Genomic DNA, 26,687 nt, shown 5'->3' on the forward strand with positions numbered 1-26,687 from the left:
ATAGCCGATCTTGCCAGACCCCGGCTCCGGTGGCGCCCCGGCTCCTCCCCGCGGGGTACCCGGCCCGGTGCGCCGGGGTCGCCCGTCGTGGCGCCGAACACACCCCGTGTCCGATCCTGCCGGCGTACAGTCCATCTCGGACAGACAGTTCTCCCAGGCGGGAGCGGCCGCAGGTGGCATCCTTGATCGTCACCTACCGTAGGCGCATGTCGCACTGACCGAAAAGAATCTTGACCGCCGCTGTCACGCCGGAGGGCTCCCCGGGACCTAACTAGGTGGGAGTTCAACGGCGAACGGAGGCAATTCGGTGGTCGACGCGCACGACGCGCACAAGGTGGGCGAGGACAAGGCGCCCATAGTCGATCCACCGCCCGCCGCGGAGATCGAGGAGTTCTTCCGGCGCTACTGGGAAGGTCTCGTGCGTAACCTCATGCGTGAGGGCGCCGACCGGTGGGAGGCGCAGGACGCGGTCTCCGAGGCCATCCGTGAGGCGCTGCGGCGCTGGCGGGACCTCACCCACCCGGTCGCCTGGGTACGCACCGCGGCCCGTTCCCACTGGCTCAAGCAACGCCGCGCCAGCGCCCACGGCGACCTCGAGGTGCTCGTGCCCGACGTCGCCGAGCTGGACGAGGGGCGGGCGGACGATCCGGAGCTGCAGGCGTACGAACTGGAGGAATGGTTCTCCGGGGTGCTGGCGCAGCTGCCGCCGGCGCGCCGCGAGGCCCTCGAGCTCTCCGCCCAGGGCCTGACGCCCTCCGAGATCGCGGCCCAGGTCGGCAAGTCGCCGGAGGCGGTACGCACCGCACTCAAGCTCGGCCGCAAGCAGGCCGTCGCACTCTGGCGGGCGATACCCGAGCAGCGCTCCCCGCGGACGGGCGCGAACCCGGAGTCAGCGAACCTGGAGTCAGGGGAGAACTGATGGCGCAGAGCGGCCCGCACGAGGACCCCGAGGTGCTCACCCACGCGATGATGATCGCCGCCATGAACCAGATTCTCGGCGAGTGCGGCTACCCGCCGGTCCCCGAGGACGTTCCGCGCGACGACAGCGCCGCGGACCGGGTCATCGAGGACGCCCGCCGCCGCGCCGACGGGATAGTGGCCGCCGCGTTCTCCACCGCCGTGCAGTACACCGACGCCGCCCTGGACCAGGCCGCCCGGACGGTGCTCAGCTCCCGGCGCGCGCTGTCCGGCCCGCAGTCCACGCCGTACCCCGTGGACCTCGCCCCGATGCCGGTCGCGACCGGTGCCCGCGGCACGGTGGGGGAGACCTGGCTGGCGGCCGCCACCGCGGCCGGTGTCTACCTCCCGGTCGCGGAGCCGGTCGCGGCCCAGACCCTCGACGTGTACGCCCGCTGCCTGCACGAAGCCGCCACCGCCATCCCGCCCGACTACGACACCGCCTACCGCGTCGGGGTGGAGGTCGTCGCGCTGGGCATCGGCCGGCACGAGGCGCTGCCCGCCACGATGAGCGTCGTCCTCGACCACCTCAGCGAAGGGGAGGTCCTGCGGGTCCCGGCCCGCCAGGTCGCCGGGGCGTTCGCCGCCGGGTTCGCCGCCGCCATGCAGGCCCGCACGCTCGCCCAGCAGGAGTCGCTGCACCGGGCCACCCAGCGTGCCGCCCACGACTTCCAGGTCGCCCTGCAGCACAGCGAGGCCCGCTACCGCAGGCTCGCGTACTTCGACCCGGTGACCGGGCTGGCGAGCAAGACCCGGCTCGTGCAGCGGCTGCGCCAGTCCGCCAACGGCGACGACCCGCAGCGGCACGCCGGGCTCTGCCTCATCGAGATCGGCGCCTACCCGGCGATCTGCGAGCAGTTCGGCGCGGAGGCCGGCGACCACGTGCTCGGCGAGGTCGCCCGGCGGCTCCGGCTGGCCGCCACCCACCCCGACTATCTGCTGGCCCGGCACGGCAGCCACACGTTCACGGTGTTCGTGCAGGACAGCGGTGGCCTGGTCCACCTGGCCGACCTCGCCGAGCGGATCGCCGGTGTGCTCGCCGAGCCCACGTCGCTGCCCGACACGGGCCTGACCGCCCCGCTGCAGGCGCACGTCGGCGCCGTCGACGCGGCCACCGGCGACCTGGAGCCCGCCCGCGTCCTGGTCGACGCCGAGATCGCCCTGCGCCAGGCCCGCTCCGGCACCAGCGGCTGGGCCGTCTACGACGCGCGCCCGGCCGGCACCGGCCCGCGCGCCACCGCCGGGGTCGCCGGCCTGGTCACCGGGCCGCCCACCTACCAGCCGGTCGTCCGGCTCGGCACCGGCCGGGTCGCCGGGCTGCACACCAGAATGACCTGGCGCCACCCGCACCTGGGCACCCTCGACCTCACCCGGATCGGGCAGCTCACCGGTGACCGCGACACCACCACCCGGCTCGCCGCCGGGCTGCTCCAGCAGGCCTGCCGGCAGGCGATGGAGTGGGACGGCGCCACGAAGGGCCCGTTCGTCGGGCTGGACGTGCCGGTGCACCAGATCGGCTACCCCGATGTGGTGGAGGTGGTGCACGACGCGCTGACCACCAGTGGCCTGGCACCCGGGCGGCTGCACCTGCACCTGTCCGGGCTCGACGCGGTGCCGGCGGGCGAGCACAGCCTCACCGTACTGACCGCGCTCGCCGAGCTGGGTGTGCGGATCGTCCTGGACGACTTCGGCACCGGGTTCACGAGCCTGGCGTACCTGCGGGACCTCCCGGTGCACGGGCTGCGCACCCCCGCGGCGCTGCTGCGGACGGGCGCCTCCGGAGCCGACTCGGACCGGGAGCTGCTCGCCGGGATGGCCCGCACCGCCCACGCGCTGGGTCTCACCCTGACCGTGCACGGCATCGATGACCAGCCGGCCGCGGCGACTCTGAGGGGCACGGGCTGCGACGGCGCCCAGGGGCTGCACTACGGCGTGCCCGCGACACCGCACCAGGTGCCGGCACTGCTGCGGGCCCGCGCCGTGCCACTGCGGGCGAACGGATTGGTGGCATCGTGACGGAACCCCTGCCGGGCGTCCACAGTGGAGTAGGATTTCTGGGCATGGCGAACGCCGACTCAGATTTCTCCAGCCGGCCCAGCAGCGCGCGCATCTACGACGCGCTGCTCGGTGGCAACCATAATTTCGCCGCCGACCGCGAGGCGGCCCAGGGACTGCTGACGATCTTCCCGCTCGCGGGCGACATGGCCCGCGCCAACCGCGCGTTCCTCAGCCGGGTCGTGCACTACCTCCTCGACCGCGGCGTGCATCAGTTCCTCGACATCGGCAGCGGCATCCCGACCGTCGGCAACGTCCACGAGATCGCCCAGCGACGCGTCCCCGACGCCCGCGTCGTCTACGTCGACATCGACCCGGTGGCGGTGGCGCACAGCACCGACATCCTCAAGGACAACCCGTGGGCCGCGGCGATCCAGGCGGACATGCGCTTCCCCGACGCGGTGCTCAACCACCCCACGGTCCGCCGGCTGATCGACCTCGACCAGCCCATCGGGCTGATGTTCGTGGCGATGCTGCACTTCGTGCCCGAGGACGACGCCTACCGGGCGGTGCAGAGCCTGCGGTCGGCGCTGCCCGCCGGGTCCTACATCGTGATCTCGCACGGCGTCTCGGAAACCGCGGCCGACGCGAAGGAGGCCGAGGTCACCGCGCTCTACCGGCGCACCGACGTGTCCGCGGCGCACGGGCGTACCCGTGATCAGATCCTCAGCTTCTTCGGCGACGCCGAGATCGTGCCGCCCGGCCTGGTCTGGGTGCACGAATGGCCGGACGGCGGCGACGGCGATCCGCACGGCATGGCCGTGGTCGCCGCCGTGGGCGAGATCTAGCTGGCGGCTTCGGCTTCGGCCTCGTCGTCGTCCTCGCTGAGGAGCTCGCGGACCCGGGGGATGACCTCGGTGCCGTAGAGGTGGATCGCCGTCATCATCGCCTCGTGCGGCAGGGTGCCCGCCGAGTACTTCAGGTCGAAGCGCTGGATGCCGAGCGCCCTGACCGTACGGGCGATCTTGGCCGCCACCGTCTCCGGGGAACCGACGTGCCAGGCGCCCTCGGCGATGTCGTCCTCGAACCGCTCCCGGGTCAGCGGCGGCCAGCCCCGCTCCGCGCCGATCCGGGTGATCGACTTCTGGGCGTGCGGCCACAGGGTCTCGGCCGCCTCCTCATCGGTCGCCGCGATGAAGCCCGGCGCGTGCACGGCCACCGGCAGCTTCTCGCGGTCGAACTGGTCCAGCGCGCGGTGATAGAGATCCACGTACGGCGCGAAGCGGGCCGGGTCGCCGCCGATGATCGCCAGCACCATCGGGAAGCCGTACTGCGCCGCGCGGACCACCGACTCGGGGCTTCCACCGACACCGACCCAGGCCGGGACGCGGCCCGCCTCGGTCTTCGGGTAGACCTCCTGGTTCTCCAGCGGCGGGCGCACGGAGCCGCTCCACGTCACGGGCTTCTCGGTGAGCAGCTCGGCCATCAGGTCGGCCTTCTCCGAGAACAGCTGCTCGTAGTCGGCCAGGTCATAGCCGAACAGCGGGAACGACTCGGTGAACGAGCCCCGGCCCAGGGTGATCTCGGCGCGCCCGCCGGACACCGCGGCCAGGGTGGCGAACCGCTCGTAGACGCGCACCGGGTCGTCCGAGCTGAGCACCGTCACCGCCGTGGTCAGCCGGATCGCCCGGGTCCGGCTCGCGATCGCGGCGAGGACGATCTCCGGCGCTGACACCGCGTAGTCGTCACGGTGGTGCTCGCCGAGACCGAACACGTCCACGCCCACCTCGTCGGCGAGCACTGCCTGCTCGACCACGTTGCGGATCACCTGGGCGTACGGCAGCACGTTGCCGTCCGTGTCCACGGTGACGTCACCGAAAGTGTCAAGACCGAATTCGAGGTCACTCATCCGGCGATCCTAGATCGCTCAGGTTTCCGCCCATACGGCCGATGCAAGAGCCGATCACCACACGGGACGGGAGAAGCATGGGGAAGCCGGGCTTCAGGCGGGACCCCTTGCTGCTCGCGTACGCCGCGCTCGCCGTACTCAGCGTGCCCTGGCTGCTCGCCGGGTTCGCCCCGCGCTCCTCGTCCTGGGCCGTGCAGACCGCGCTCGACGTCGCGCTGGTCTGGTCCGGAGGGCGCCTGGCCCGTCTCGCGACGGGGCAGCGGCACGCCCGCCGGTTCTGGCGCGCCCTGCAGGTGGCGATGGTGTGCTGCACCGCCGGGGACGCGTACCAGACGGTTCTGGTCGTGCTCGATCCCCGGCGTGCGGACATTTCGGTGCTGCAGACCGTCATGGTCGTGGTCGCGATGACGATCATGGCGGTGACCATGCTCTGCCACCCGCTGGGCGCCACCGGCCGGCAGCGGCTGCGGCTCTGGCTGGACGCGATCACGGTGCTGGCCGGCGTTGCGATCTTCCTCTGGTACTTCTCGCTCGCGCCCCAGCTCAGCGGCGCCCACGCGACGGACCGCTACGTCGCCGCCGCCAGCGCCGCCGTCATGCTGGTCGTCGTCTTCGGCGTCCTCAAACTCGTGTTCAGCGACCCGGCCCCGTTCACGCTGAGCGCCGGCGTCATCGCCGCCGTCGGCATCACGGCCACCGCGCTGGGCACGTCGCTGAGCCTCGTCTTCTCCGGCGGCCGGATCACGTTCGTGGTGCAGGTGCTGTCCTGCATCCTCATCCCGGTCAGCCTGCGGCTCCAGGAGCTCCAGCTGCGCCGCCGCTCCGCGACGCGTGGCGGTGAGCGGCGGGGGCGTTACAGCCGGACGCCGTACATCGCGGTCATCGCCACCGAGGTGCTGCTCGTCGTCGCGCTGCCCAGGACCGACCTGCGCATCTGGGGCGTCACGGTCGGCGTCGTGGCCATCACCGCCCTCGTGCTGGGCCGCCAGCTCGTCGCCTTCACCGACAACGACCGCCTCCTGACCAGCCTCGACCGCAGCCTCGCCGACCTGCACGAACAGAAAGAATGGTTCCGCTCCCTGGTCCAGCACGCCTCCGACGTCACCCTGGTCGTCGGTCCCGGCGACATCATCTCGTACGCAAGCCCGGCAGCAGCCCGCATCTTCGGCAGCGACGAGCCCATAGGCCTGCAGGTGGCGACGTACGTGCACCCGGACGACCTCGTCCTGTTCCAGGAACTGACCGCGGTCCTCGCCGCGACCCCCGGCACGGACGCGGCAGCCCAGGTACGCCTCCTGCACGCCGACGGCACCTACCGCTGGCTCGACCTCGTCGGCGCCGACCTGACCGGCAACCCCAGCGTCCGCGGCGTGGTCTTCAACGCCCGCGACGTGACCGAGGCCCGCGAACTCCAGGACCAACTCCGCCACGAGGCCACCCACGACGGCCTCACCGGCCTGGCCAACCGCGCCCTCCTCGCCGAGCACCTCGCCGCCGCGGGCACCACCCAGGTCAGCGTCCTGGTCGCCGACCTCGACGGCTTCAAACAGATCAACGACGCCCACGGCCACCACGTAGGCGACGAACTCCTCATCGCCGTAGCCCAACGCCTTCGGACCGGCCTGGGCCCCACCGGCCTCGCCGTCCGCCTGGGCGGCGACGAGTTCGCCCTCCTCCTCCCCGGCGCCGGTCCCCGGGAAGCCGGCAACCTGGCCGCCGACATCTCCCTGGCCCTCCTGGCCCCCGTCGAGATCGAGGGCACCCCCAGCCTCCGCATCGGCGCCAGCATCGGCATCGCCACCGGCCCCGCCAACAACCCCGACCGCCTCCTCCGAGAAGCCGACGCCGCCATGTACCGCGTCAAACACGACCGCGCCGCAATCTGACCCCACCCCGAGCCGGAGCCCGCTCTCCGCGGTGACGGCTGCGTGCGGTGACGGCTGCCTATGGTGACGGCTGCGCGGGGTGGCCGCTCTGTGCGATGGCGGCTCTCTGCGGTGGCGATTCTGCGCGGTGGCGGCTCTTTGGGGTGGCCGGCTCCCAGTGGGACCCACTTCCATCGAGGGCCGATGCGGCGAGGGCCGCTTCCGCAAGGGGCCAGTGTCAAGGGGCCAGCGTCGCGAGGGCCGTGCTGATTGCGTTGTGGCGTGAGGTTCGATATTGCGTTGAAGCCGGAGATCCCGCAACTTTATGCGGCATTATTTGTCAAGTGCGGGTAATCATTTCTGGCCGGAAGATAATGTGTTTCGGCCGGTGGCTCGATGTTGCGCCGGAAACCTGAACCTCGCAACTTTATGCGGTGTCGGCTGTCAAGCATGGCGCAATCATTTCTCGGCGCAGTAGGGAGTGGGCGGCATGAAAAGGTGGTTGCGCTTCTCACGTTGATGCCGAGTGCGGATGCCGAAGCGCAGTTGCTAAAGCTTCGGGCGTTGCCGCGTTGCCTGGGTCAGGTTCGGGATGCGTGGTCGCGGGCGGATGTGGGTTCGCTGCCCGGATTGGCTGGGCGTGTATCACGACCGGGCGATGGTTCGATATTGCGCTGGAGCTTGCAATGGTGGCACTTTATGCGGCATCGACTGTCAAATGCGGGAAGTTATTTTTCAGCGTAAGACATATGCCTTGCCTTGTGTGGTGCGATGTTGCGTCGAGGCTCGGTAAACCGCAACTTTGTGCGGTGCGGCCTGTCAAGCACGGGGCAATCATTTCCGGCAAAGAGAGACATGCTCCCGGCCGAGGTTGGGTCACGCGAGCGGCGGGCGGGCGGGGAGCGGCCGGGGAGCGGGCGGGCGGGGTCAGGGGTCGGTGAGGGTGGGGAGGCGGGGGATGGTCTGGGCGAGGAAGGCGGTGGGGGCGAGGTCGAAGTGCGGGGCGTCGCGGACCTGCCACCAGGTTCGCGTCGCGGTTGTGGAGGTGGTCTCGCCGGTGCGTTTGTGGGTGAAGGTGACGGGCTGCTCGCCGGATTCGCGGATCGCTACCCGGCCGCGTTTGATGCCGGCGGGGTAGTCGTTCCAGTTTATGCCTTTCTCCTGCCAGAGGAGCTCCTGCATGCGGCCGGAGTTCACGCCGTGGAGGCGTTTGTGGGGGAAGTGGGCCTGGGCGGCCATGGAGATCGAGTTGCGGACGGCGTCGCGCTGGCGCCACAGGAAGTAGTTGGCGACCTCGCGGGGGTCGGCGATGGTGAAGACTCGGGCGTCGAAGGTTGCCGGGCGGGCGGGGCGGCGCGAGCAGAGGGTGGCGGTTGCTACGGCTGCGACGGTGGAGACGATCTTCTGGACCTGGCCGCCGAACCAGGGCTGGGTGCCGTGCCCGGCGAAGTCGGTGAGGAGCAGGCTGATCTCGTCGGATTGGGTGTACGCGAAGACTGTGCCCGCGACCTCCTCGCACAGTGTGCGCGTGACGTGATCCATGTCGGTCACGAAGGCCGCGTCGAACGGCTTCTCGCTGTCGCGCAGGTAGGTGCCGAAGTTACGGCCGTCGGCCCGGATCAACGTGTACGCCCGGCGTGGCAGCACCGTCCGGCTGATGCGCTCGTATTCTTTCATCCGCGCCCCGAGCGAATCCATGCGCCAAAGTTAGCGGCCCGGGCAGCGGAGCGCTCAGCCATTTTCGCAGCAGCCGGCTCGCGGGGCGTTCCACGTATCGGTGCAGCAGCCATGCCACGCCCAGCATCAGCGTCACCACCAGCGCGAGCGTCGGGTAGCGGCCCAGGTGGGCGTGCAGGGCGGCGATCAGGGTCCAGCCGATGTACTCGTGCAGCAGGTACAGCGGGTAGGTCAGTGCTCCGGCGGTGGTGAGCCAGCGCCAGCGCACCTGGTCGAGGCGGCCTGTCGCTACCAGGGACATCGCGGCGAAGATCGCGGTGAGCAGGGCGAAGGCCGGCCAGGGGGAGAGCGGGCGGCCGAGGACGTCGGCGGCGACGTGGTGGGTCTGGCGCAGGACGTGGTGCTGGGCGAGCAGGAATGCCACCGCGACCAGGCCCCACAGGCCCGCGTGGGAGCCGAAGCGGTGGATCAGGAACAGGGCGATCCCGGCCACGAAGTACGGCGCGTAGTCCGGCATCACGATCATGTCCAGCGCCGGGAGGCCTGCCTGCGTGGCCAGTGCGGCGGCGGCGAGCCATCCGGCGCCGAACAGCGCGGCACGGCGTACGGTCAGACCTCGCCAGACCAGGATCGCGAAGAGCAGGTAGAAGCGGGCCTCGACCCACAGCGTCCAGTAGACGGCATCGACCGAGCGCACCCCGAGCGGTTCCTGCAGCATCGTCAGGTTGACCATCAGGTCGCTGGGGCCGACCGGTCCGCGTACCAGTGGCCACAGCGTGAGCACGGCGAAGGTCAGCAGCGCCGCCGCCCAGTAGGCCGGGAACAGGCGCACCACCCGTGAGCGCAGGAAGTGGCCGGGGTCGCGGTCCCAGGCGCTCATGCAGATCACGAAACCGCTGATCAGGAAGAACAGTTCCACCCCGAGCCAGCCGTACGACGCCGGGGTGGCCAGTGCCGGGAATGCGCGGTCGGCGGCGGCACCCCAGGGTTTGACGGCGCCCCGGTCGTACCCGATGTAGTGGTAGGCGACCACTATGAGCGCCGCGACCAGCCGGAGCCCGTCGAGGATCGCGATCCGCCCGGGAGCGGACCGCGGCCTGGTTTCTCCGGGTTTGCGTTGCTGGGGGGTGAGCAGAACAGCCATGCCCCAACAACCGGTGCGGGAGCCTTGTTGTTACGCCGGCACGAGGTCCGCCCCGCGCCGCAGCATCGCGTCGAACTCCATCGCGGGCAGCGGGCGGCTGAAGTAGTAGCCCTGCAGCGCCGGGCAGCCGGCCGCGCGCAGTGCCTGCCAGTCGTCCACGTCCTCGACGCCCTCGGCCACCGCGGTCATGCCCAGCGACTGGGCGAGCCACAGCACCGCGGAGATGATCGACGACTTGCGCGGGTCCGTGGCGAGGCCGGCCACGAACGAGCGGTCCAGTTTGACGACGTCCGCCGGGACCGACTGCAGCCAGGTGAGCGAGCTGTAGCCGGTGCCGAAGTCGTCGAGCGCGATCCGGACGCCCAGTGCCTTGATCGCGCGCAGCCGGGTCTCGAGGTCGCCCGAGGTGGCCAGCACTGCGGTCTCGGTGATCTCCAGGACCAGCCGCGACGGGTCGAGATGCGGGACCCGGGCCAGCAGGCCGGCGAGCATGGGGGCGAATCCCGGCTCGGACAGCTGGCGGGGGCTGACGTTCACCGAAATGTAGCCGAGGTCGTTCTGCCAGGCGAGCAGGTGGCGCAGCGCGGAGATGAGCACGTGCTCTCCGAGCGGCACGATCAGGCCGGTCTCCTCGGCCGCGCCGATGAAGTGGCCCGGGGCGAGGATCTGGCCCTGCGGTGTGCACATCCGCACCAGGGCCTCGGCGCCGATGATGCTGCCGGTGGCGCCGTCGACGATCGGCTGGAACCAGACCGGCAGGGTGAGGTCGCGGTCGCCGTCGAGGGCGGCGCGGAGCCGGGCCTCGGCGGTGATGCGTTCCTGCACCGTGACGCGCATCTGCTCGCTGAACAGTTCGAGTCGGTTGCCGCCGGCGCGCTTGGCCGCGTACATGGCGGTGTCGGCGGCCAGGACCGAGTCCGAGGCGTCGGCGGGCGTCCGGGCCGGTGCCAGGCCGATGCTGACCGTGAGCTGGATCCGGATGCCGGAGATGTCCATGGGCTCGGCCAGCGCCGCGATCAGCGACTGGCCCACCTCGCGGGCAGCGTCGGACGCCACGGGCAGCGCGAGCACGAACTCGTCGCCGCCGAGCCGGGCGACCAGCGAGCCCCGCGGGACGAGCTGCATCATGCGCCCGGCCAGTGCCCGCAGCACCTCGTCGCCGGTCGCGTGCCCGGAACCGTCGTTGATCGACTTGAACCGGTCCACGTCGAGGTAGAGCACGCTGGCCGGGATGGGGCGCCCGGTCAGCATGGCGACCATGTCCTGCTCGAAACCGGAGCGCGACAGCAGCCCGGTCAGCTGGTCGTGCTGCACCTGGTGCTGCAGCGCGGCCTCGTGCTCGCGGGTGACGGTGACGTCGATGCAGTGCACGAAGATCGCCCGGATGGTGCCGTTGCGGTCGGTGAGGGTGGTGCTGTGCACCTCGACCCACATCAGTGAGCCGTCGTCCTCGCGCCGGTACCGCGTGGTCACGGTCATCGGCTCACGGGTGCTGGTCAGCCGGGCGAAGACGTCGCCCGGTCCGGCGCCGATCACGGTGATCGGCAGGTCCTGCACGGTGAAGCCCGGCGGCAGTTCGTCGGGCAGCCCGAGCCAGTGCCGGTACGCCGCGTTGGTGCGCAGGAGCCGGCCGTCCGGGGCGATCATGGCGCTCGGTACGGGTGTCTCGTCGAACGCGATGCTGAGCTGGGCCTGGCTGTCGTCGAGGTTCTCCTGGGCGCGCTGCTCCTCGCGCTCGGTGAGCTTCCACTGGACGACCTGGAACGTGGCGGCGAGCAGCACCGCGCTGCCGTGCAGGAACGCCCACAGCCACGGGTGGGCCATCGCGCTGTGGTGGTCGTAGGTGCGGTCGCTGACGATCACGCCGAAGACCGCGTGGTGCAGCGTCGTCGCGATGAGGAACATGCCGAACGGCGCCCAGTCGCGGTAGAGCGCGAGCGCGGCGACGGCGATGAAGAACGTGAAGTGCGCTTCGGTCAGGCCGTGCGCCATGGAGACGAAGCCGCCGCAGACGACGGTGTACCCGAGCGCGATGAACACCGACGGCAGCCGCCGCCCCGGCAGCAGCACGGCGAGCACCACGCACGGCAGGATCAGCATCACGGTGATCAACCAGGCCCGGTCGAGACCGTGCTGGAAGGTACCGAAGCCGGTCAGTGCCGCCACGCAGGCGGCGAGCAGGAGCGTGAGCAGGCGGTGGCGGCGGGCCCAGTCCTCGTCTCGAAGACCGCCGCCCGCCGGTAGCCACGCTCGCAGCGCTGAAACCCGGGTCATCACGCTAAGTACTTCGGCGCGTGCTTACCGTGTATGAGAGTCTTGGGGTTGTTAAGCCCCGGAGCGCGTACCGATGGCCTGCAAAAAGATCTGACCTATCTTCGCGGGGTCCTCCGCCAGGTAGACGCCGCCCGAGCTCGTGGCCTTGGCGATGGCGGTCAGTTCGCCGCGGTCGACGTCGGTGCCGATCCCGATGATCACCATGCGGACCGGTCGTTTCGGGTCGCGCAGCCGGGTGAGCCGGTCGAGCAGGGCGGTGCGGGTGAGGCCGCCGGGGTTGCGGTTGACCCCGTCGGTGAACAGGATGACCGAATTGACCACGCCCGGCTCCCAGGACTTCTGCACATTCTGGTACGCAGCCAGCGCGGTGTCGTACAACCCGGTGTCGCCGTTCTCCTTGGGTCTGATCTTGTCGATCGCGGCGGTCAGCCGGTCCCGGCCCGAGCTCAGCGGGGTGATCGGCACCAGCTCGCGCCAGGGCTGCTTGCCCCGCAGCTCGGTGGAGAAGATCCAGTTGCCGACGGCCCAGCGGTCGTCGAACAGTGCCAGGCCCTGGGTCGCCGCACGGCGGGTGATCTCCGCGCGGGTCAGGCCGCCCGCGGTGGCGACCTTCTCCGACATCGAGCCGGAGACGTCGAAGACCGCCAGCACCCGGCCGGGCAGCGTGATCGCGGACCAGCTGTCGAGCAGCTGATTGATCGGCCCGGCGGCCCTGGCCACGGCGTCGTTTCCGGGTGCGGCGGTGACGGCAGGCGTCGGGGCGGCGGGCGCGCCGGCCGGAGCGGTGAACCCCGTTGCCGTCCGGCCACCGGGTTCGCGCAGCCCGGCCGCCCCGAGCGCGGAGAGGAAAGCCTGGTCCCGCAGCGCCCCGTGCAGCCCGGCGGCGGCCGAGGTGGTCTCGGGCGCGGCGCCGGGCATCACGGCGAACGGATAGTTCAGCGGCGCCGGAGCGGGGGAGAGGTAGAGCGCCGCCAGCGGGACGGCGGGCCGGGCCGCGTTGTACCGCACGACCTCGCCCTCGGCGAGCGGTGCCGCGCTGAGCCCGGTCCCCACGTCGGCGGCGGTGCGCGGGAACTTCTGCAGCAGGTCGTCGCGGATCTTGGAGCTGTTGGCGGCCAGCGAGCGCAGGGCACCGACCTTGGCCTGTACGCCCGCCGCGCCGTCGCCCGCGGCACCGCCGAGGGCCAGCAGCCCGGCCAGCGAGGCCGCGTCGCGGTTGGGGTCGATGATCCCGGGACGCAGCTCCGCGGCACCCTTGCGGCCGAGCGCGGCCAGCAGATCCTTCCAGCCGAGCTTCGCCGCCGGCCACCCGAGCGTCTCGGCGACCGGCTGCGGCACGGCCAGCACCACCGGGCTGGTCGCGATCGGGGCGGCGTCGGTGGGCCGGAACCCGGGAGCCTCCGAGGAGATCCGCAGCAACCACATCGACGAGTCGGGGATCCAGACGTCCGGCAGGCTCCCGCTGCGGCCGGCGCTGAGCCCGGTGAGGTTCACCTGGTGCTGGCGGGCCACGGTGGTCGCGGCGTCGGCGGGCTCGGCGGCGGTGACGGAGACCGCCACGCAGCGACCGGCGACCGCCGCACCGGCATCCATCCAGCGCTGGGCGGCGTCCCGCACCGCGGGCGCGACCTCGGGGGCCGCCGCGACGCTGAGCGGGACCTGGCCGCTACAGTCCTGATCGGACATGCGCTGGTAGCCGAGCCAGGCACCGGCGCCCGCGACGGTCAGCGCCAGCGCGGTCACGCCGGCAATGGTGCCGGAGTGGCGGAAGGTGGTGCGGTGGCGTCCCGGCATCGATCCATAGTGGTCACTCGATGGGCGCGGCGCCTCCGACGTTCGGGTGAAATTGCACCCCCCATGCATGAAGTACCTCGAAGGTGACCTGAGACACAAACTGCATGCCCCCGCCGCAGTGGCGCGTGTCGGTTTCCGGAGCTGCAAATTTCACGAGGGGGTGGCGCCGGGTGCGACCGGAACCGGGCCCTGCCGTACGCCTGCGGGCAGTGGCCGGCGGGCGGGGCGAGTTCGACGCCTTCTACCTTGCCTGGTACGGCAGGATCACCGCACAGGTGTACGCGTACCTGGGCGATCGCGGCGACGCCGAGGACGTGACGCAGGAGGCGTTCGTGCGGGCGTGGCAGCGGTGGGGGGACGTCAGTGCGTACGAGGATCCGGTCAGCTGGGTCCGCCGGGTGGCCTGGAACCTCGCTACCAGCCGGCTGCGCCGGATGACGACCGCCGCCAAGGTGATGCGACGCCAGCCGCCGCCCGGAGTTGTCCCCGGTATGAACCCGGACCACGTGCTGCTGGTCGCGGCGCTGCGTAAACTGCCGGAGCGGCAGCGGCGGGTCATCGTCATGCACCACATCGCCGATGTGCCCGTGGCGGACATCGCGCACGAGCTCGGCGTTCCGACCGGCACGGTGGCTGCCTGGCTGCACCGGGGCCGGGCGAGGCTGGCCGAGGATCTCGGGCCGCGTTGGGAGGTGCCCTCATGAGCAACTTCGATTCTTACCGGGAATCCGCGCACGAGTCGTTCAAGCCCCTGCCGCCCGAGGTGATCGTGGCCCGGGCCCGCGCCGCGACCCGTCGCCGGGTGGTCGTGGTCGCCGCCGCGGCTGCCGTCGTGATCGCCGTAGCGGGTGTCGGGGTGGGGTTGCGCCTGCGCTCCGACGGGCTCGGTCCCGCGCCGAACCCGCCGGTCATGCCGTCGCCGTCCGTCACCCTGGCGCCCGTCACGCCGTCACCCTCCGCGTCCCCGAATCCCGGCTCACCGTCCGCCACGGGTACGCCGTCGGGGTCCTCGTCCGGCAGCGGGCAGCCGGGTGGTTCCGGGCCGCCCGACGTGCCGAGGTCGTCGTCGACGTCACCGGCCCCGGCGCCGCTGTCCATGCGCAAGGTGGACGTCGAGAACACCACCATCCGGTTCCCCGCGCGCCATGACGACGACGATTGCCCGTCCGGTGAACTCGAGGTCGTGGACGGCGCCGCCGGGTCGGACACCTTCGTGCACCCTTCGTACGGCGGCGGCTCCCCGGCCTACGGGGACGTCGACGGGGACGGCCGGGTGGAGGCGGTCGTCTGGGGCAGCTGCACATCCGGCCCGGGTGACGACGCGTCCGGTCAGTTGCTGGTACTCAACGGCCGTACCGGCAAGGTGGCCGGGATGGGCTGGGTGGGGCCGGTCGGCCAGGTCATCAACGACGTGACCATCAGTGGGGGCAGGGTCGTCGTCACCGTGACCCAGAAGTACTACGACGTGAAGCAGGAACGGACGTATCGCTGGAACGGGAGCCGGTTCGTGCAGAGCGCCGGGCCGACGGCGTTCCCGTCACCTTCCTGACTCTTGAGGCATCGGATGTCATAGGGTGCTTGTGTCATGACATTTTGTGATCATGGAGGTCCGGTGCTTCGTCGCTGGCACGTCGCAGTCCTGGCTGTTCTCTGCGTCTTCGCGCTCGCCTGCGAGGAAGGGGCCGGGGCCACCCCCAGGCCCACCTCGACGGGTACGGCGAAGCCCAAGCCCGGTTATCCGTCCTCGATGGCCGCGCTCGGCGACTCGATCACCGCCGGGTACGGCAGCTGCGCCGTCTACGTGGCGTGCAGCCGCAACTCCTGGTCGACCGGGGGAGCGGACGGGGTCGACAGTCACTACGGGCGGATCCTCGCCAAGAACTCCAAGATGAAGGGGAAGGCGCGCGACTTCGCCGTCCCCGGCGCCGATGCGGCCGACCTCAAGGCGCAGGCCGCGTCCGCCGTCGACGCCGGCTCGGAATACGTGACCATCCTGATCGGCGCCAACGATGCCTGCGCCGGCGACGTGTCCGGCATGACCTCGGTGAAGACGTTCCGCTCCCAGGTGGACGACGGGCTCGACCGGCTCAAGAAGGGGCTGCCGAAGTCCCGCGTCCTCGTGGTCAGCATCCCGGACATCTACCGGCTCTGGGAGCTCGGCCACAAGGACGCGAACGCCGTCCGGGTCTGGGGCCGGGGCATCTGCCCGTCGATGCTGGCCCGCCCGACGTCCACCGCCGACGCCGACGACGACCGCCGGCACAAGGTCAAGGACCGGGTCGCCGCCTACAACACCCAGCTCGAGAAGGCCTGCGCCGCGTACGGCAAACGCTGCCGCTGGGACGGCGGCAGCGCCAACCGGGTCGACTTCTCCCTGAACCTGGTCAGCAAGTTCGACTACTTCCACCCCAACTTCGACGGGCAGAAGCGGCTCGCCGACGTCACCTGGCCCGGAAAGATCAACTGGTGACGTCTTTCGTGCTGAGCATCGGCAGGGCCAGCTCCCACAGCCGGTCCGCGATCTCCGGGTCCAGCGCGGAGGCGGCGACGCTGCCCGGCTGCTGGTCCTCGTCCGCTACGACCGGCGCTTCCTGGTTGTCCTCGAAGTAGCGCCCGGTCAGGCCCTCGATCAACGGCGACGCGGCGAGCAGCACCGAGGTCGAGGCGCCCTGCGCGGCGGTCTTGTAGTAGTCGGGCGTGACCAGCTCGCCGGCGTCGTCCATCGCCCCGAACGAGCGCATCGTGTCGGCGTCCAGGTGCCGCTGCAGGTTGGTGTGGACGAACCCGGGCGCGACCGCGTTGGCGGTGATGCCGTCGGCCGCCCAGCGCCGGGCCACGCCCACGGCGAGCAGCACCTCGGCCCGTTTCGCCTGCCCGTACGCGAGGAACGGATCGTACGCCCGGTGCTCGAACTGTGGATCGTCGAAGTCGAACCCGGCGAACTTGTGCGCCCCGGAGCTGACCACCACGACCCGCCCGCCCGGCGTGAGTGCCGCGTGCAGGCCGTCGATCAGCGCGAAGTGCCCGAGATAGTTGGTGGCCAGCTGCAGCTCCCAGCCCTGGACGCTGAGTGTGCGCTCCCGCACGGCCATGATCCCGGCGTTGGCGATCAGCGCGTCGAGATGCCCGTGCCAGCCCGCCACGAACGCGCGGACCGAGCGCAGATCGGCCAGGTCGAGCGTGGCGGCGCTCACGTTTGTGAACTCGGCTGTCAGCTCCGCCGCGCTGCCCGGGTTACGGGTCGCCACGACGATCTCGGCGCCCGCACCGGCCAGGGCCCGGACGGTCTGCTCGCCGATGCCCGATGCGCCACCGGTGACGATCATCCGGCGCCCGGTCAGGTCGATCCCGGCGAGAACCTCGGCGGCGGTGCTGCGGGCGGTAAAGGGAATTGCCGTTGTCATACCTCGACGTTAGAAGCGTGGGGCTGGACCATCTACGGTTCAGGGTCCGTACTTCTTCAGCGAGCGTCCAGGTCTACTGGGTGAAGGACGGGTAGTTCTCGGCACCGGCGTCCACCAGGTCCGCGTCCATCCTCGCGCCCCACCGCGGATCGGCGGCCAGCGACTTCGCCTCGGCGAGGGTCAGCGGGGCCGGCGCCTTCTCGCCCGACGCCAGGCAGGTCGCATTGCCCACCTGCACCAGCGTGTCATCCGCCCAGGCCGCCCCGACCAGCATGTCCTGCACGCAGTTGCCCTTCAGCCGCTCCACCGTCACGGTGGGCCTGCCGTCCCGGACCGGCTTCGTACCCGCATCCTTCGCCGCGATGGACAGCGACATCATGCCCGGCCCGTCCCCGCCGTCCAGATAGAACTGCACGAACATCCGGCCCTTGCTGCCATCCGTACGCAGATGGGTCATCTCCCGGTCCGGCAACAGCCGCGACACCAGCTCGAACATCGCCGCCGGCGTGGTCGTCTTGAGCTTCGCGGCGGCCGGAGCGGCGGACGTGGTCCCGCCGTACTCGTCGTAGTAGGAATCGGTGGCGGAGTCCTCCCCGGCGGAGAAGTCCACATCGTTCACCTGCGAGTCGACCTCGTCCAGCACGATCGCGGTGAGGGCGGTGCCGAGCAGGCCGGTCGCCACCATCAGCGCCACGAACGCGCGCGAGCGGTGACGCTGGGGGCGGGCGGGTGGTGCGGGATAACCGCTCGGGCGGGGCTGCCCGTGCGGCGGTGTCGCCAACGCCTGCGGCCCTGGCCATCCCCGCTGCTGTGGCACGCCCTGCTGTGGCGCGGCGTTATGTGGCGCGGGCCTGCCGCCCTGCTGGGGTAAGCCCTGCTGCGGTGCGGGCCTGCTGGCTGGTTGCGGCGGTGGGAGCTGGTGGCCCGTCCGCTGGTGCGGTGCCGGATAAGCCGCGTAATTCGGATATGTCGGATGAGGCGGTGGCGTGTTGAGCGGCCGGTGCTGCGGCCAGGAGTCAGTCGCTGCAGCCGGCGAGGCCGGGGGCGCACCGAGTGACTGCGCACCGGGTAAGGGTGCGTGGGAGGGCGGTGAGGGGGTGGGGGTGGAGCCGAGGAGGGCGTCCAATAGTTCCCGGGCGGTGGGGCGGTCCTCGGGGCGTTTGGAGAGGGACCAGGCGACCAGTCCCCGCAATGGTTCCCGCAAGCCGGTCAGGTCCGGCTCCTGGGTGAGGATGCGCATCGCGGTGGCCGGTGCGGATTCGCCGGAGAACGGGGTGCGGCCGGTGGCGGCGAACGCGACGACGACGCCCCACGCGAAGATGTCCGAGGCGGTGCCGACCGCTCGGCCGTTGTCGGAGTCGAAGCGCTCGGGGGCCATGTAGGCGACCGTGCCGACCATCTGGTCCGTGCGGGTGTGCTGGCTGGTGACCTCGAGCGGGCGGGCGATGCCGAAGTCGATGACCTTGACGCCGCCCATGGCGAACAGGACGTTGCCCGGTTTGAGGTCGCGGTGGATGACGCCGGCGCCGTGGATGGCGATGAGGGCGGCGGTGATGCCGATCGCCATGCTCTGGGTCGCGTCCTGGCTCAGGGGGCCGTCCTTGCGGAGGACCTCCGCGAGGCTGGGGCCGTCGACGTACTCGACGACGAGGTAGGGCGGGTCGTGGTCGGGGTCGGCGTCGAGGACGGCCGCGGTGGAGAACGCGGGCACCTGGCGGACCCGGTTGACCTCGCTGCGGAAACGGCCGCGCAGCTCGTCGTCCCAGGCGAGATCCGCCCGGATGACCTTGATGGCGACGGGACGCCCGTCGCGGGCCCGGCCCAGGTAGACCGTCCCCATGCCGCCCGCCCCCAGCCGGCCCACCAGTTCGTATTCACCGAGCCGGGTCAGATCACCCGTCCGCAATGGCATGGTCATCGTGGGCCCCCTCCACTGGACGGCACGCCGGGAGGCACTGTACTCCCATCGATCTCCACCGGCGATGGCAAGCGGTTACCGCCCGGTACCGGAGCCGACGATGGCAGGCGTTGCGGCTCAGTACCGGAAGCGGCTCACCAACGTCTGCAGGCCGGAGGCTGCCGTGGCGAGGTCGGCGGTGGCGCCGCGGGCGCGTTCCATGCCTGCGCTGGTGGCGGCTGAGGCCTCGGCGACGCCGGAGATGGTGCCGGCGATCTGGTCCGTGCCGGTGGCGGCGTAGGCCACGTTGCGGCTGATCTCGCCGGTGGTCGCGGTCTGTTCCTCGACGGCGGCGGCGATGGTGGTCTGGAAGTCGTTGATCTTCGCGATGACGGCGGTGATCTCGCCGATGGAGCCGGCGGCGGCGCGGGCGTCGGCCTGGATGGCGTCGACGCGGGCGGCGATGTCCTCGGTGGCCTTGGCGGTTTCCTGGGCCAGGTCCTTGACCTCGCTGGCGACCACGGCGAAGCCCTTGCCCGCGTCGCCGGCGCGGGCGGCCTCGATGGTGGCGTTCAGGGCGAGCAGGTTGGTCTGTGCGGCGATCGACGTGATCAGTTTGAGCACGTTGCCGATCTCGGTGCTGGACGTGTCGAGCTGGCCGACCGTGCCGGAGGCGACGTGCGCGGCGTCGACGGCGGCGGAGGCGACCTCGGCGGCCTGGGCGGCGGACTGGGCGATCTCGCGGATCGAGGCGGACATCTCCTCGGCGCCGGCGACCACGCTGTGGACGTTGGCGGAGATCTCGCCGGCGGCGTCCGCGACGGTCTGCGAGCGGGCGGAGGTGCTCTCCGCGGTCGCGGCGATGGTCGTGCTGGTGTCGGCGAGTTCCTGCGCCGAGCCGGCCACGGTCGCGGCGGTGCTGGCCACGGCGGCGACGGTTTCGCGTACGCCCTCGGTGGCCCTGTCCAGTGCCGCGGCCATCCGGCCGATCTCGTCGCGGCTGTCCACGCCGGCCGTGCGGGTGAGGTCGCCGTCGGCCAGGCCTTCCAGGACGGTGCTGACGCGGCGCAGCGACGTGGTGATCCGGCGGACCGTGTAGAGGCCGACGAGCAGACCGGCCAGCACGCCGAGACCCAGGACCAGGATCAGCCGGGTACGCGTCGCAGCGTACTCATTCTCGGCCTGCGCGACGGTCGCGGAGGCGTCGGCGACCTCGGCGTCGGAGGCCTTGTCCAGCGCGGCCATCGCCTGCGTCATGATCGGGTTGGCCTGCGCGGTGGCGATCTTCTCGAACTCGGTGTAGTCCCCGGCGCGCGCGGCGGTGAGCTGCGTACCGTCGCGAACAGACTTGTATTGTTTCCACAGCGTCGTGAAGGTGTCGACCGCCGCGGGGTCGGCGGCCTGGGGCCGGTACGTCGCGATCGCGCTGTCGACGGCCTCGTCGGCGGTCTTGAGCTTGGCCTCGGCGCTGGTCTTGTCGTCGGAGAGCGCGACCTCGCGGATGTCGATGCGGGCGGTGAGCGCGTCGGCGCGCAGCCCGGCCAGCAGCAGTGAGGGCCGCATGTTGCCGCTCTCGAGGCCGGCGCCGCGGTGGTAGACCGAGGAGAGCCCGGCGACGGCGAGGACACCCCCGGTCACGGCGGCGACACCGACCACGCCCACAGCGGTGAACACCTTGGCAGCGACCGGTCGGTCGTCGAACCACCGGGTTACCGCATTGCCGCTGCCTGCCATGGTTTTGCCCCTCAGTCACCGGGCCCGGAATCCGCAACCGCGCCGCTACCGACTGGACTGTCGGCAGGGTGCTTGACGAATCAAGGGAACCGGGCTGAGACCCCGGCTACTCTCAGTAAAGATTCTCGGGGGCGCGGCGCAGGGCGGCGTCGATCAGCCGGGCGGGCACGGGAATGCCGCTCTGGCTGCGGGCAAGCTTCCCGGCGCTCGGCACGTCCTCACGCTTCGGCCAGCTATTGGTCACCCACAGTGACGATCGGGAGAAGGCGCGGCTGCAGTGCAGGAACAGCTCCTCGACGCGGACCTCCACCGCCAGCTCCGGAACCGCACCCTGCACGGCCATGCGCGACAGGTAGGGCGCGTCGGTGACGAGCCGCGCACTGCCGTTGACCCGCACCGTGTCACCGGAGCCCGGCACGAGGAACAGCAGTCCCGCATGGGGCACCTGGAGGATGTTGCGGAAGCTGTCGAGGCGCCGGTTGCCCTTGCGGTCGGCGAACGCCAGGGTGTGCCGGTCGAGCACGAGGACGCTGCCGGCCGGGTCGCCCCGCGGCGAGACGTCGCACGTGCCGTCCAGCGCCGCCGTCGCGAGCAGGAAGAACGGGCTCAGCTCGATGAACCGCCGGGACTGCTCGTCGATGTGGTCGATGCCCTTCTCGGCGATCATCTTCAGCGGCGTCTTCACGATCTCTCGCAGCTCCGCCTCGGTGCTCAGCACTCTGGTCACGATGCTCTCCTCCTGGCTGCCGGCTTCTTTCAAACGCCCTGACGTGCCCAGAAACAAAGGGGTCAGCCGGGGCTCGAGCGGCCGTGCCGCCAGTAGCCCATGAACGCGATGTCTGACTTGGGAATGCCGCGGTCGGCGACGAGGTGGCGGCGCACGCCGGTGGCGAGCTTCGCCTCGCCCGCGGCCCAGGTGTAGAACGCGCCCTGCGGCAGCTCGGCCTTCCGGACCCCGTCGAGGGCGAGCTCACCGGGGACCGTCGCGGCTCCGTTCCTGGCAAACCAATGGAGGTGTACGCCCGGAGCGCACTCGACCTCCCTGATGTCCCCGGAGTCGGGCACCTCCAGGAAAACCTCGGCTTCGAGACTCTCCGGCGCGCCCTCGAGGATCGAAAGGATCGCGGGCAGCGCACTCTCATCGCCCACGAGCACCTGCCGGCCCCCGGGCCCCGGCGGCAGATACGTGTAGCCCTCGTCGAAGAATCCGGCCGGATCACCGGGCTTCGCGCGGCTCGCCCACGCCGAGGCTGGCCCCGCGTCGCCGTGCAGCGCGAACTCGATGTCCACCTCCTGCTCGGCGGCCCGGTAATCACGGATCGTGTACGTGCGCACCCATGGCCGGCGCGACTTCGGCATGATCAGCAGCTCGGCGATCCAGCCGTCGTTCTGCAGGGTGGGCATTCGCAGCTCGTCCTGGCCCTCGCGGGGGAAGAACAGCCGCCCGGCCTGGTCGCGCCCGGTGTGCTCGAAACCGTCGAGCGCCGGCCCGCCGAGCGTGATCCGGGCGAAGCTGGGGCTGATCCGCACGTTGTCGCGGACCTCGAGGGCGAGCATCCGGCGCTGCTGTGGCCGCCTGACCTTGGGGATCACGGCCGGGCCTCCCCGAGCCGGGCGCGCATGCCGTCGAGCAGGAGCTCCATCCCGTACGCAAAGCGCTCCTCGGGTCTGGCTCTGATCGTCGTCTCGAAGGCCTCTTTCAGCGCCGAGTCGGGCAGTCCGGCCCCGCGCTCGGCCCAGTCGCCCTCGGTGAGCTGGGCCTGCTCCTCGATGCAGTGGCCGAGCACGTAATAGCCCGCCGCGAAGATCGCCCAACCGGCCCGCTCGACCGGGAACCCGGCGTCGATCAGGATCCGCATGATCATCTCGCCGCCGCGCACGGTGTTGGGCTCGGTGACATACGTCCCGGCCACCACCCGGGCGCCATCGCGATGCGAGAGCAACGCCTGCCGGTAACGGTGGCCGAACTCCGTCAGCTGCGCGTCCCACGACCCGGGGGCCGGCTCGGCGGCAAGCGGCGCCACGATCTCGTCAGCCATCGCCCCGAGCAGCGCCGACTTGTTCTTGAAGTGCCAGTAGAGCCCGCCCGCCTGCACGCCGAGCTGGGCGGCCAGCTTGCGCATCGTCAGCGCATCGAGGCCCTCGGCATCGAGCAGGATCAGTGCCCCAGCTACGACATCCGCACGTCTGAGTTGCATGTGGGAAGTTTCGCACCAGAATTGAACTACGTTCAAGTTGAACGGCGTTCAAGTGGCGCGTGTCACGCCGTTCAGTTGTGCACCATTACCCCTGACATAGAGCGGCGGCCGGAGCGTTTCCGCTCCGGCCGCCTGGGGTGTCAATGCAGTGGTGCTACCGACCCGGTCCGCCACCGGGTCCGCCGCCGCCGGGTGTGCCGCCCGGGCCGGTCGGTGCGCCCGAGGGGCCGGCACCGCTCGGGGCGGGGCCGCTGCTGACCTGGATGGCGACGAAGCCGCCCTTGACGGTCTGGCCCGAGGGTTCCGTGCCCGCGGCCTGGCCCTTGGGGCAGTCGGAGGCGATCTCGGTGCCGACCGTGGCGGTGAAGCCGGCGTCCTCGACCCGGCTCTTGGCCGCGTCGACGCTGGAGCATTTCACGCCGGGGATCGAGACCTGTTCGCCCTTGGAGATCTTCGTGCCCTTGGGCTTCTTGAACTCGACCTTGTCCTTGCCCTTCATGATGTCGCGCAGCGTGTCCTCGACCGCGGGGTTCACGACGTCGTGGCGCATCTTGTAGGGGTGGTTCTGGTAGTCCGGGTTGACCAGGTAGCCGGCGACGACCATCGAGTTGGTGCCGATGATCAGTGACGCGGTCTTGTCGCCGTCGGTGGTGCCGGTCTTGCCGAAGATGGGGTGCTTGACGATGCCGTGCGCGTCACCGGCGGTGGTGTGACCGCCGCACGAGCCGAGCTGGGCCTGGTCGCCGACGGGGCAGCGGGCGGCGTCGATGGTCGCGCGGGCGACGTCGGCGGAGGTGGCCCGGGTGCAGTGTTTCTTGCCGACGTCGATCTTCGTGCCGTCGTGCTCGGTGATCTGCTGGACCGGGGTCGGCTCGCAGTACATGCCGTCGGCGGCCAGCGTGGCGTACGCGTTGGCCATGTCGAGCGGCGTCGACGCCGAGACGCCCAGCGTGAACGAGCCCCAGTCGTGTGCGTACTTGGTGGCCAGGTCGTTGTCGTTGGGCTCGCGGAACTTGACGCCGAACTTCTGGGCGATCTTCACGACCTTCTCCGCGCCGACCCGTTCCTCCAGGGGCACGAAGTACGTGTTGACCGAGCTGCCGAAGCCCGTCCACATGTTGTACGGGCCCTTCTCGCTCTGCGACGCGTTCGCCGGGCAGTAGTGCCCGTTGCATTCGGCGGGTGCGCCGGAGTCGAGGTAGGTGGGTGACTTGTAGCGGTACTCGGTGTTGATCGGGTACGCCAGCGGGTAGCCGGCCTCGAGCGCCGCGACCATGGTGAACATCTTGAACACCGAGCCGGCCTGGTATCCGTTGATGTCACCGCCACCGCTGAGCAGCGGGTTGGTGGTGTTCGGATAGGTGGACTTGACCTTCGCGGCCTTCTTCTTCGGGTCCGACGAGAGCGGGTTCTTGCCGTCGTCGAGCTTGAAGTTGCGGTTGGCGGCGAGCGCCTTGACCTGGCCGGTGCCGGGCTGGACCGCGGCGAGCAGCAGCGCGTCCCGGTCCTTGTTGCCGATCATGTCCTTGATGTTGTCCTTCGCGGCGGCCGTCGCCTTGACGTCCATCGTCGCCCGGATCGTGTAGCCGCCGGTCTTGAGCCTGCGCTCCCGGTCGTACGTCGTCTTGCCGAACTCCTCGCGGCTCATCCACCAGCGGTAGAAGTAGTCGCAGAAGAAGCCCCAGCTGTTGTTCTTCGTCGCGGCACAGCCGTTGCCGGTGCGCTTCGTCGTGTGCGGGACCTTGGTCTTGATGCCGTCGTCGTACTGCTTCTGCGTGATGTAGTGCAGGTCGAGCATGTTCTTGAGAACCCAGTCACGCCGGCCCACGGCCTTCGGGTACTTGGTGGGGTCGGTCGGGTCGAAGCCGTCCGTGGCCTTCACCATCCCGGCGAGCAGCGCGGCCTCGGGGACGGTGAGGTTCTTGGGGCTCTTCTGGAAGTAGACCTGCGCGGCGGCGGCGACGCCGTACGCGCCGTTGCCGAAGGGCGCCTTGTTCAGGTAGCCCTGCAGGATCTCCTCCTTCGACATCTCCTTCTCGACCTGCATCGCGTACTTGATCTCATTGATCTTGCGCTTCGGGGTGTCCGCCGTGGCATCGACGACGGCCTGCCAGTTCGGCGCGGAGTACGACAGCGACATGCGCACGTACTGCATGGTCAGCGTGGAGGCACCCTGCTGGCCCTCGCTGGAGTCGCTGTTGTTGCTGACGAACGCCCGCGCGACCCCCTTGAGGTCGACGCCGTTGTGGTCGTAGAACTTGTGGTCCTCGGCCGAGACGATCGCGTTCAGCATGTTCGGCGAGATGTCCTTCACCGGGACCACGTTGCGGAACTCGTCGTAGAAGACGGCGATCTCGGTCTTCCCGTCGGCCGCCACCATCCGGCTGAACTGCGGGGCGTCGGTCTCCTTCAGCTCGCTGGGCAGGGCCGCGAAGGACTCACCGCCGGCCTTGGCCGCCAATCCGGACATCGCCACCGCCGGGAAGGCCGCCGCCGCCACGACGACCCCCGACAGCAGCCCACAGATCGTGAGCATTCCGGCATTGGTAAAGAAATTGTGTTCGCGTGGGCGCATCGGTTCCCCGGGATCGAACGTTATGACGGTCGCGGCGGAGGGTACCGGGTGCCCGCAAGTTCGGCGAAGATCGACTCCCACTGCGCGGCGATCTCCGGCATGGCGTAACGGCCGCCGGTCGTCACCGCGGCGTGGCCCATCGTCTCCCGCAGCGCGGCGTCGCCGATCAGCTTGGACAGCCCCGTGGCCAGGGCTTCGACGTCCTCGGCGGGCACGAGCAGACCGTTGACCCCGTCCTCGACGACCTCGCGCGGCCCGGTCGGACAGTCGAACGCGACCGCCGGCAGCCCGGCCGCCATCGCCTCCAGCAGCACCATCGGCAGCCCCTCCCGCCGCGAGCTCAGCGCGAAGACCGACGCCTTGTCCAGCTCGGCGTCGAGGTTCCGGGTCAGGCCACGCAGGCGTACGGTCCCGGCCAGACCGGCCTCCTCGATCTGCGCGGTCAGTGTGGCCCGCAGTTTGCCCTCGCCGAAGATGTCCAGCCGCCACCCGGGATGCTCCGCGTGCACCCGCCCGAACGCCTCGATCAGCAGGTCAAAACCCTTCTGCCCGTTCAGTCGTCCCGCTGCCAGCACTGTGGGTGACCGATCAGATCCATCGGGTACGCCGAGACGTGGCGGAACGCCGTTCGCCACCCGCACGATCCGTACGCCCGGCAGCGCCGCCTCCCACTCCCCGAGGTCGGCCCGCGTCAGCACACTCACCACGTCGAGCCGCTGATACGCCTTCAGGATCGCCGCCCGCAACCCCGGTTTGTAGCTGCCCAGATTCAGATGGTCCTGCCCGACCCGCACCACCCGCCGCGGCGCGAACCACGCGGACAACATGTTCAGCGCGGGCCGGGTGGTCACGAGCACCCCGTCGCGCTGCGCCCGGAAGTACCGGATAACGGCCGCCTCGACCAGCGGATCCCAGCGCTTGTACCGGAAATCGTGCCGGTGCGCCAACGGCGTCCGGAACCGCCGCGTCTTACGCCAGAACCGCGAATTCGTCCCGGCCGGATCGGTCCACCGCGACCCGTCCTCCCGCAACTCGGTCAGCGTGACCAGCCGCACCCGGGGATCGAGCGCGAAAACGGGCGCCTCCCGGGACCGGTAGACGCTGACCACCTCGACCTCGTGCTTCTCGCACATCGCGTTCGCCTGATTCACGACCGTGCGGATCGTGCCCCCGGTCCCGTATGCGTTGTGGAGCACGTACCGTATTTTCACGGCCACAACATATTGCTCGCTGTCAACCTCCGCGACCCCGTCCATTAACCGGC

Annotated in this window: 20 protein-coding genes; 7 read left to right on the forward strand and 13 right to left on the reverse strand. The window is 70.6% G+C overall.

The window, feature by feature from the left end:
* Nucleotides 1-307: 307 nt before the first annotated feature.
* The 3 genes from Ahu01nite_RS09815 to Ahu01nite_RS09825 are packed head-to-tail and all read left to right on the forward strand — an operon-like array spanning nucleotide 308 to nucleotide 3,800.
* On the forward strand, nucleotides 308-919 hold the full coding sequence (locus tag Ahu01nite_RS09815; RefSeq protein ID WP_203836135.1) for a sigma-70 family RNA polymerase sigma factor: 612 nt from the start codon (nucleotides 308-310) through the stop codon (nucleotides 917-919).
* Complete coding sequence (locus tag Ahu01nite_RS09820; RefSeq protein WP_203836136.1) at nucleotides 919-2,973, forward strand: bifunctional diguanylate cyclase/phosphodiesterase; 2,055 nt, start codon at nucleotides 919-921, stop codon at nucleotides 2,971-2,973. Before Ahu01nite_RS09815 ends, Ahu01nite_RS09820 begins: the two co-directional genes overlap by 1 nt.
* Before the next feature lie 44 nt (nucleotides 2,974-3,017).
* Nucleotides 3,018-3,800 carry an SAM-dependent methyltransferase gene (locus Ahu01nite_RS09825; protein WP_203836137.1) on the forward strand — a complete coding sequence of 261 codons (783 nt, stop codon included), beginning with the start codon at nucleotides 3,018-3,020 and terminating at the stop codon, nucleotides 3,798-3,800.
* Here Ahu01nite_RS09825 and Ahu01nite_RS09830 read toward each other — a convergent pair.
* The gene (locus tag Ahu01nite_RS09830; protein WP_203836138.1) at nucleotides 3,797-4,861 is read right to left on the reverse strand and encodes an LLM class flavin-dependent oxidoreductase; all 1,065 of its coding nucleotides are present in this window, start codon (nucleotides 4,859-4,861) and stop codon (nucleotides 3,797-3,799) included. The genes Ahu01nite_RS09825 and Ahu01nite_RS09830 overlap by 4 nt on opposite strands.
* Nucleotides 4,862-4,938: 77 nt before the next feature.
* Here Ahu01nite_RS09830 and Ahu01nite_RS09835 point away from each other — a divergent pair, with 77 nt between their 5' ends.
* Nucleotides 4,939-6,747 (forward strand): sensor domain-containing diguanylate cyclase, encoded by a 1,809-nt coding sequence (locus tag Ahu01nite_RS09835; protein WP_203836139.1) that lies wholly within the window; start codon nucleotides 4,939-4,941, stop codon nucleotides 6,745-6,747.
* Between the two features lie 906 nt (nucleotides 6,748-7,653).
* Here the strand turns inward: Ahu01nite_RS09835 and Ahu01nite_RS09840 are convergent.
* The 4 genes from Ahu01nite_RS09840 to Ahu01nite_RS09855 are packed head-to-tail and all read right to left on the reverse strand — an operon-like array spanning nucleotide 7,654 to nucleotide 13,615.
* On the reverse strand, nucleotides 7,654-8,403 hold the full coding sequence (locus Ahu01nite_RS09840; protein WP_203836140.1) for a tRNA(His) guanylyltransferase Thg1 family protein: 750 nt from the start codon (nucleotides 8,401-8,403) through the stop codon (nucleotides 7,654-7,656).
* Complete coding sequence (locus tag Ahu01nite_RS09845; RefSeq protein ID WP_203836141.1) at nucleotides 8,327-9,547, reverse strand: acyltransferase family protein; 1,221 nt, start codon at nucleotides 9,545-9,547, stop codon at nucleotides 8,327-8,329. The genes Ahu01nite_RS09840 and Ahu01nite_RS09845 overlap by 77 nt, the downstream gene beginning before the upstream one ends.
* A 30-nt stretch (nucleotides 9,548-9,577) precedes the next feature.
* Nucleotides 9,578-11,821, reverse strand: a complete 2,244-nt coding sequence (locus tag Ahu01nite_RS09850) for a putative bifunctional diguanylate cyclase/phosphodiesterase (RefSeq protein WP_203836142.1) — start codon at nucleotides 11,819-11,821, stop codon at nucleotides 9,578-9,580.
* A 51-nt stretch (nucleotides 11,822-11,872) separates the two neighbouring features.
* Nucleotides 11,873-13,615, reverse strand: coding sequence for a VWA domain-containing protein (locus tag Ahu01nite_RS09855; protein WP_203836143.1), 1,743 nt, complete (start codon nucleotides 13,613-13,615; stop codon nucleotides 11,873-11,875).
* A gap of 170 nt (nucleotides 13,616-13,785) precedes the next feature.
* Between Ahu01nite_RS09855 and Ahu01nite_RS09860 the strand changes: the two genes are divergently transcribed.
* From Ahu01nite_RS09860 to Ahu01nite_RS09870, 3 genes are all read left to right on the forward strand, one after another.
* Entirely contained in the window at nucleotides 13,786-14,319 is a 534-nt protein-coding gene (locus tag Ahu01nite_RS09860) for an RNA polymerase sigma factor (RefSeq protein ID WP_239158746.1), read from the forward strand.
* The gene (locus tag Ahu01nite_RS09865) at nucleotides 14,316-15,164 is read left to right on the forward strand and encodes a hypothetical protein (RefSeq protein ID WP_203836145.1); all 849 of its coding nucleotides are present in this window, start codon (nucleotides 14,316-14,318) and stop codon (nucleotides 15,162-15,164) included. The genes Ahu01nite_RS09860 and Ahu01nite_RS09865 overlap by 4 nt, the downstream gene beginning before the upstream one ends.
* A 63-nt stretch (nucleotides 15,165-15,227) precedes the next feature.
* Nucleotides 15,228-16,085: a GDSL-type esterase/lipase family protein gene (locus Ahu01nite_RS09870; RefSeq protein ID WP_203836146.1), complete on the forward strand. Its 858-nt coding sequence runs from the start codon at nucleotides 15,228-15,230 to the stop codon at nucleotides 16,083-16,085.
* On the opposite strand, the gene Ahu01nite_RS09875 is transcribed toward Ahu01nite_RS09870, so the two are convergent.
* The 8 genes from Ahu01nite_RS09875 to Ahu01nite_RS09910 all read right to left on the reverse strand — a co-directional run bounded on the left by Ahu01nite_RS09875 (nucleotide 16,075) and on the right by Ahu01nite_RS09910 (nucleotide 26,634).
* Complete coding sequence (locus Ahu01nite_RS09875) at nucleotides 16,075-17,019, reverse strand: SDR family NAD(P)-dependent oxidoreductase (RefSeq protein WP_203836147.1); 945 nt, start codon at nucleotides 17,017-17,019, stop codon at nucleotides 16,075-16,077. The genes Ahu01nite_RS09870 and Ahu01nite_RS09875 overlap by 11 nt on opposite strands.
* Nucleotides 17,020-17,092: 73 nt before the next feature.
* Entirely contained in the window at nucleotides 17,093-18,937 is a 1,845-nt protein-coding gene (locus Ahu01nite_RS09880; RefSeq protein WP_203836148.1) for a serine/threonine protein kinase, read from the reverse strand.
* Between the two features lie 117 nt (nucleotides 18,938-19,054).
* A complete protein-coding gene (locus Ahu01nite_RS09885) occupies nucleotides 19,055-20,650 on the reverse strand; it encodes a methyl-accepting chemotaxis protein (protein WP_203836149.1) in 1,596 nt (531 codons plus the stop codon).
* A 112-nt stretch (nucleotides 20,651-20,762) separates the two neighbouring features.
* Complete coding sequence (locus tag Ahu01nite_RS09890; RefSeq protein WP_203836150.1) at nucleotides 20,763-21,377, reverse strand: MSMEG_1061 family FMN-dependent PPOX-type flavoprotein; 615 nt, start codon at nucleotides 21,375-21,377, stop codon at nucleotides 20,763-20,765.
* A 62-nt stretch (nucleotides 21,378-21,439) separates the two neighbouring features.
* Nucleotides 21,440-22,243 carry a siderophore-interacting protein gene (locus tag Ahu01nite_RS09895; protein WP_203836151.1) on the reverse strand — a complete coding sequence of 268 codons (804 nt, stop codon included), beginning with the start codon at nucleotides 22,241-22,243 and terminating at the stop codon, nucleotides 21,440-21,442.
* Nucleotides 22,240-22,848 carry a TetR/AcrR family transcriptional regulator C-terminal domain-containing protein gene (locus tag Ahu01nite_RS09900; protein ID WP_203836152.1) on the reverse strand — a complete coding sequence of 203 codons (609 nt, stop codon included), beginning with the start codon at nucleotides 22,846-22,848 and terminating at the stop codon, nucleotides 22,240-22,242. The genes Ahu01nite_RS09895 and Ahu01nite_RS09900 overlap by 4 nt, the downstream gene beginning before the upstream one ends.
* 154 nt (nucleotides 22,849-23,002) lie before the next feature.
* Nucleotides 23,003-25,384, reverse strand: coding sequence for a transglycosylase domain-containing protein (locus Ahu01nite_RS09905; protein WP_239158747.1), 2,382 nt, complete (start codon nucleotides 25,382-25,384; stop codon nucleotides 23,003-23,005).
* A gap of 59 nt (nucleotides 25,385-25,443) precedes the next feature.
* Nucleotides 25,444-26,634: a glycosyltransferase family 4 protein gene (locus Ahu01nite_RS09910; protein ID WP_239158748.1), complete on the reverse strand. Its 1,191-nt coding sequence runs from the start codon at nucleotides 26,632-26,634 to the stop codon at nucleotides 25,444-25,446.
* Nucleotides 26,635-26,687 lie beyond the last annotated feature (53 nt).

The sequence above is a fragment of the Winogradskya humida genome, from assembly GCF_016862215.1.
Classification (GTDB): Bacteria; Actinomycetota; Actinomycetes; order Mycobacteriales; family Micromonosporaceae; genus Actinoplanes; species Actinoplanes humidus.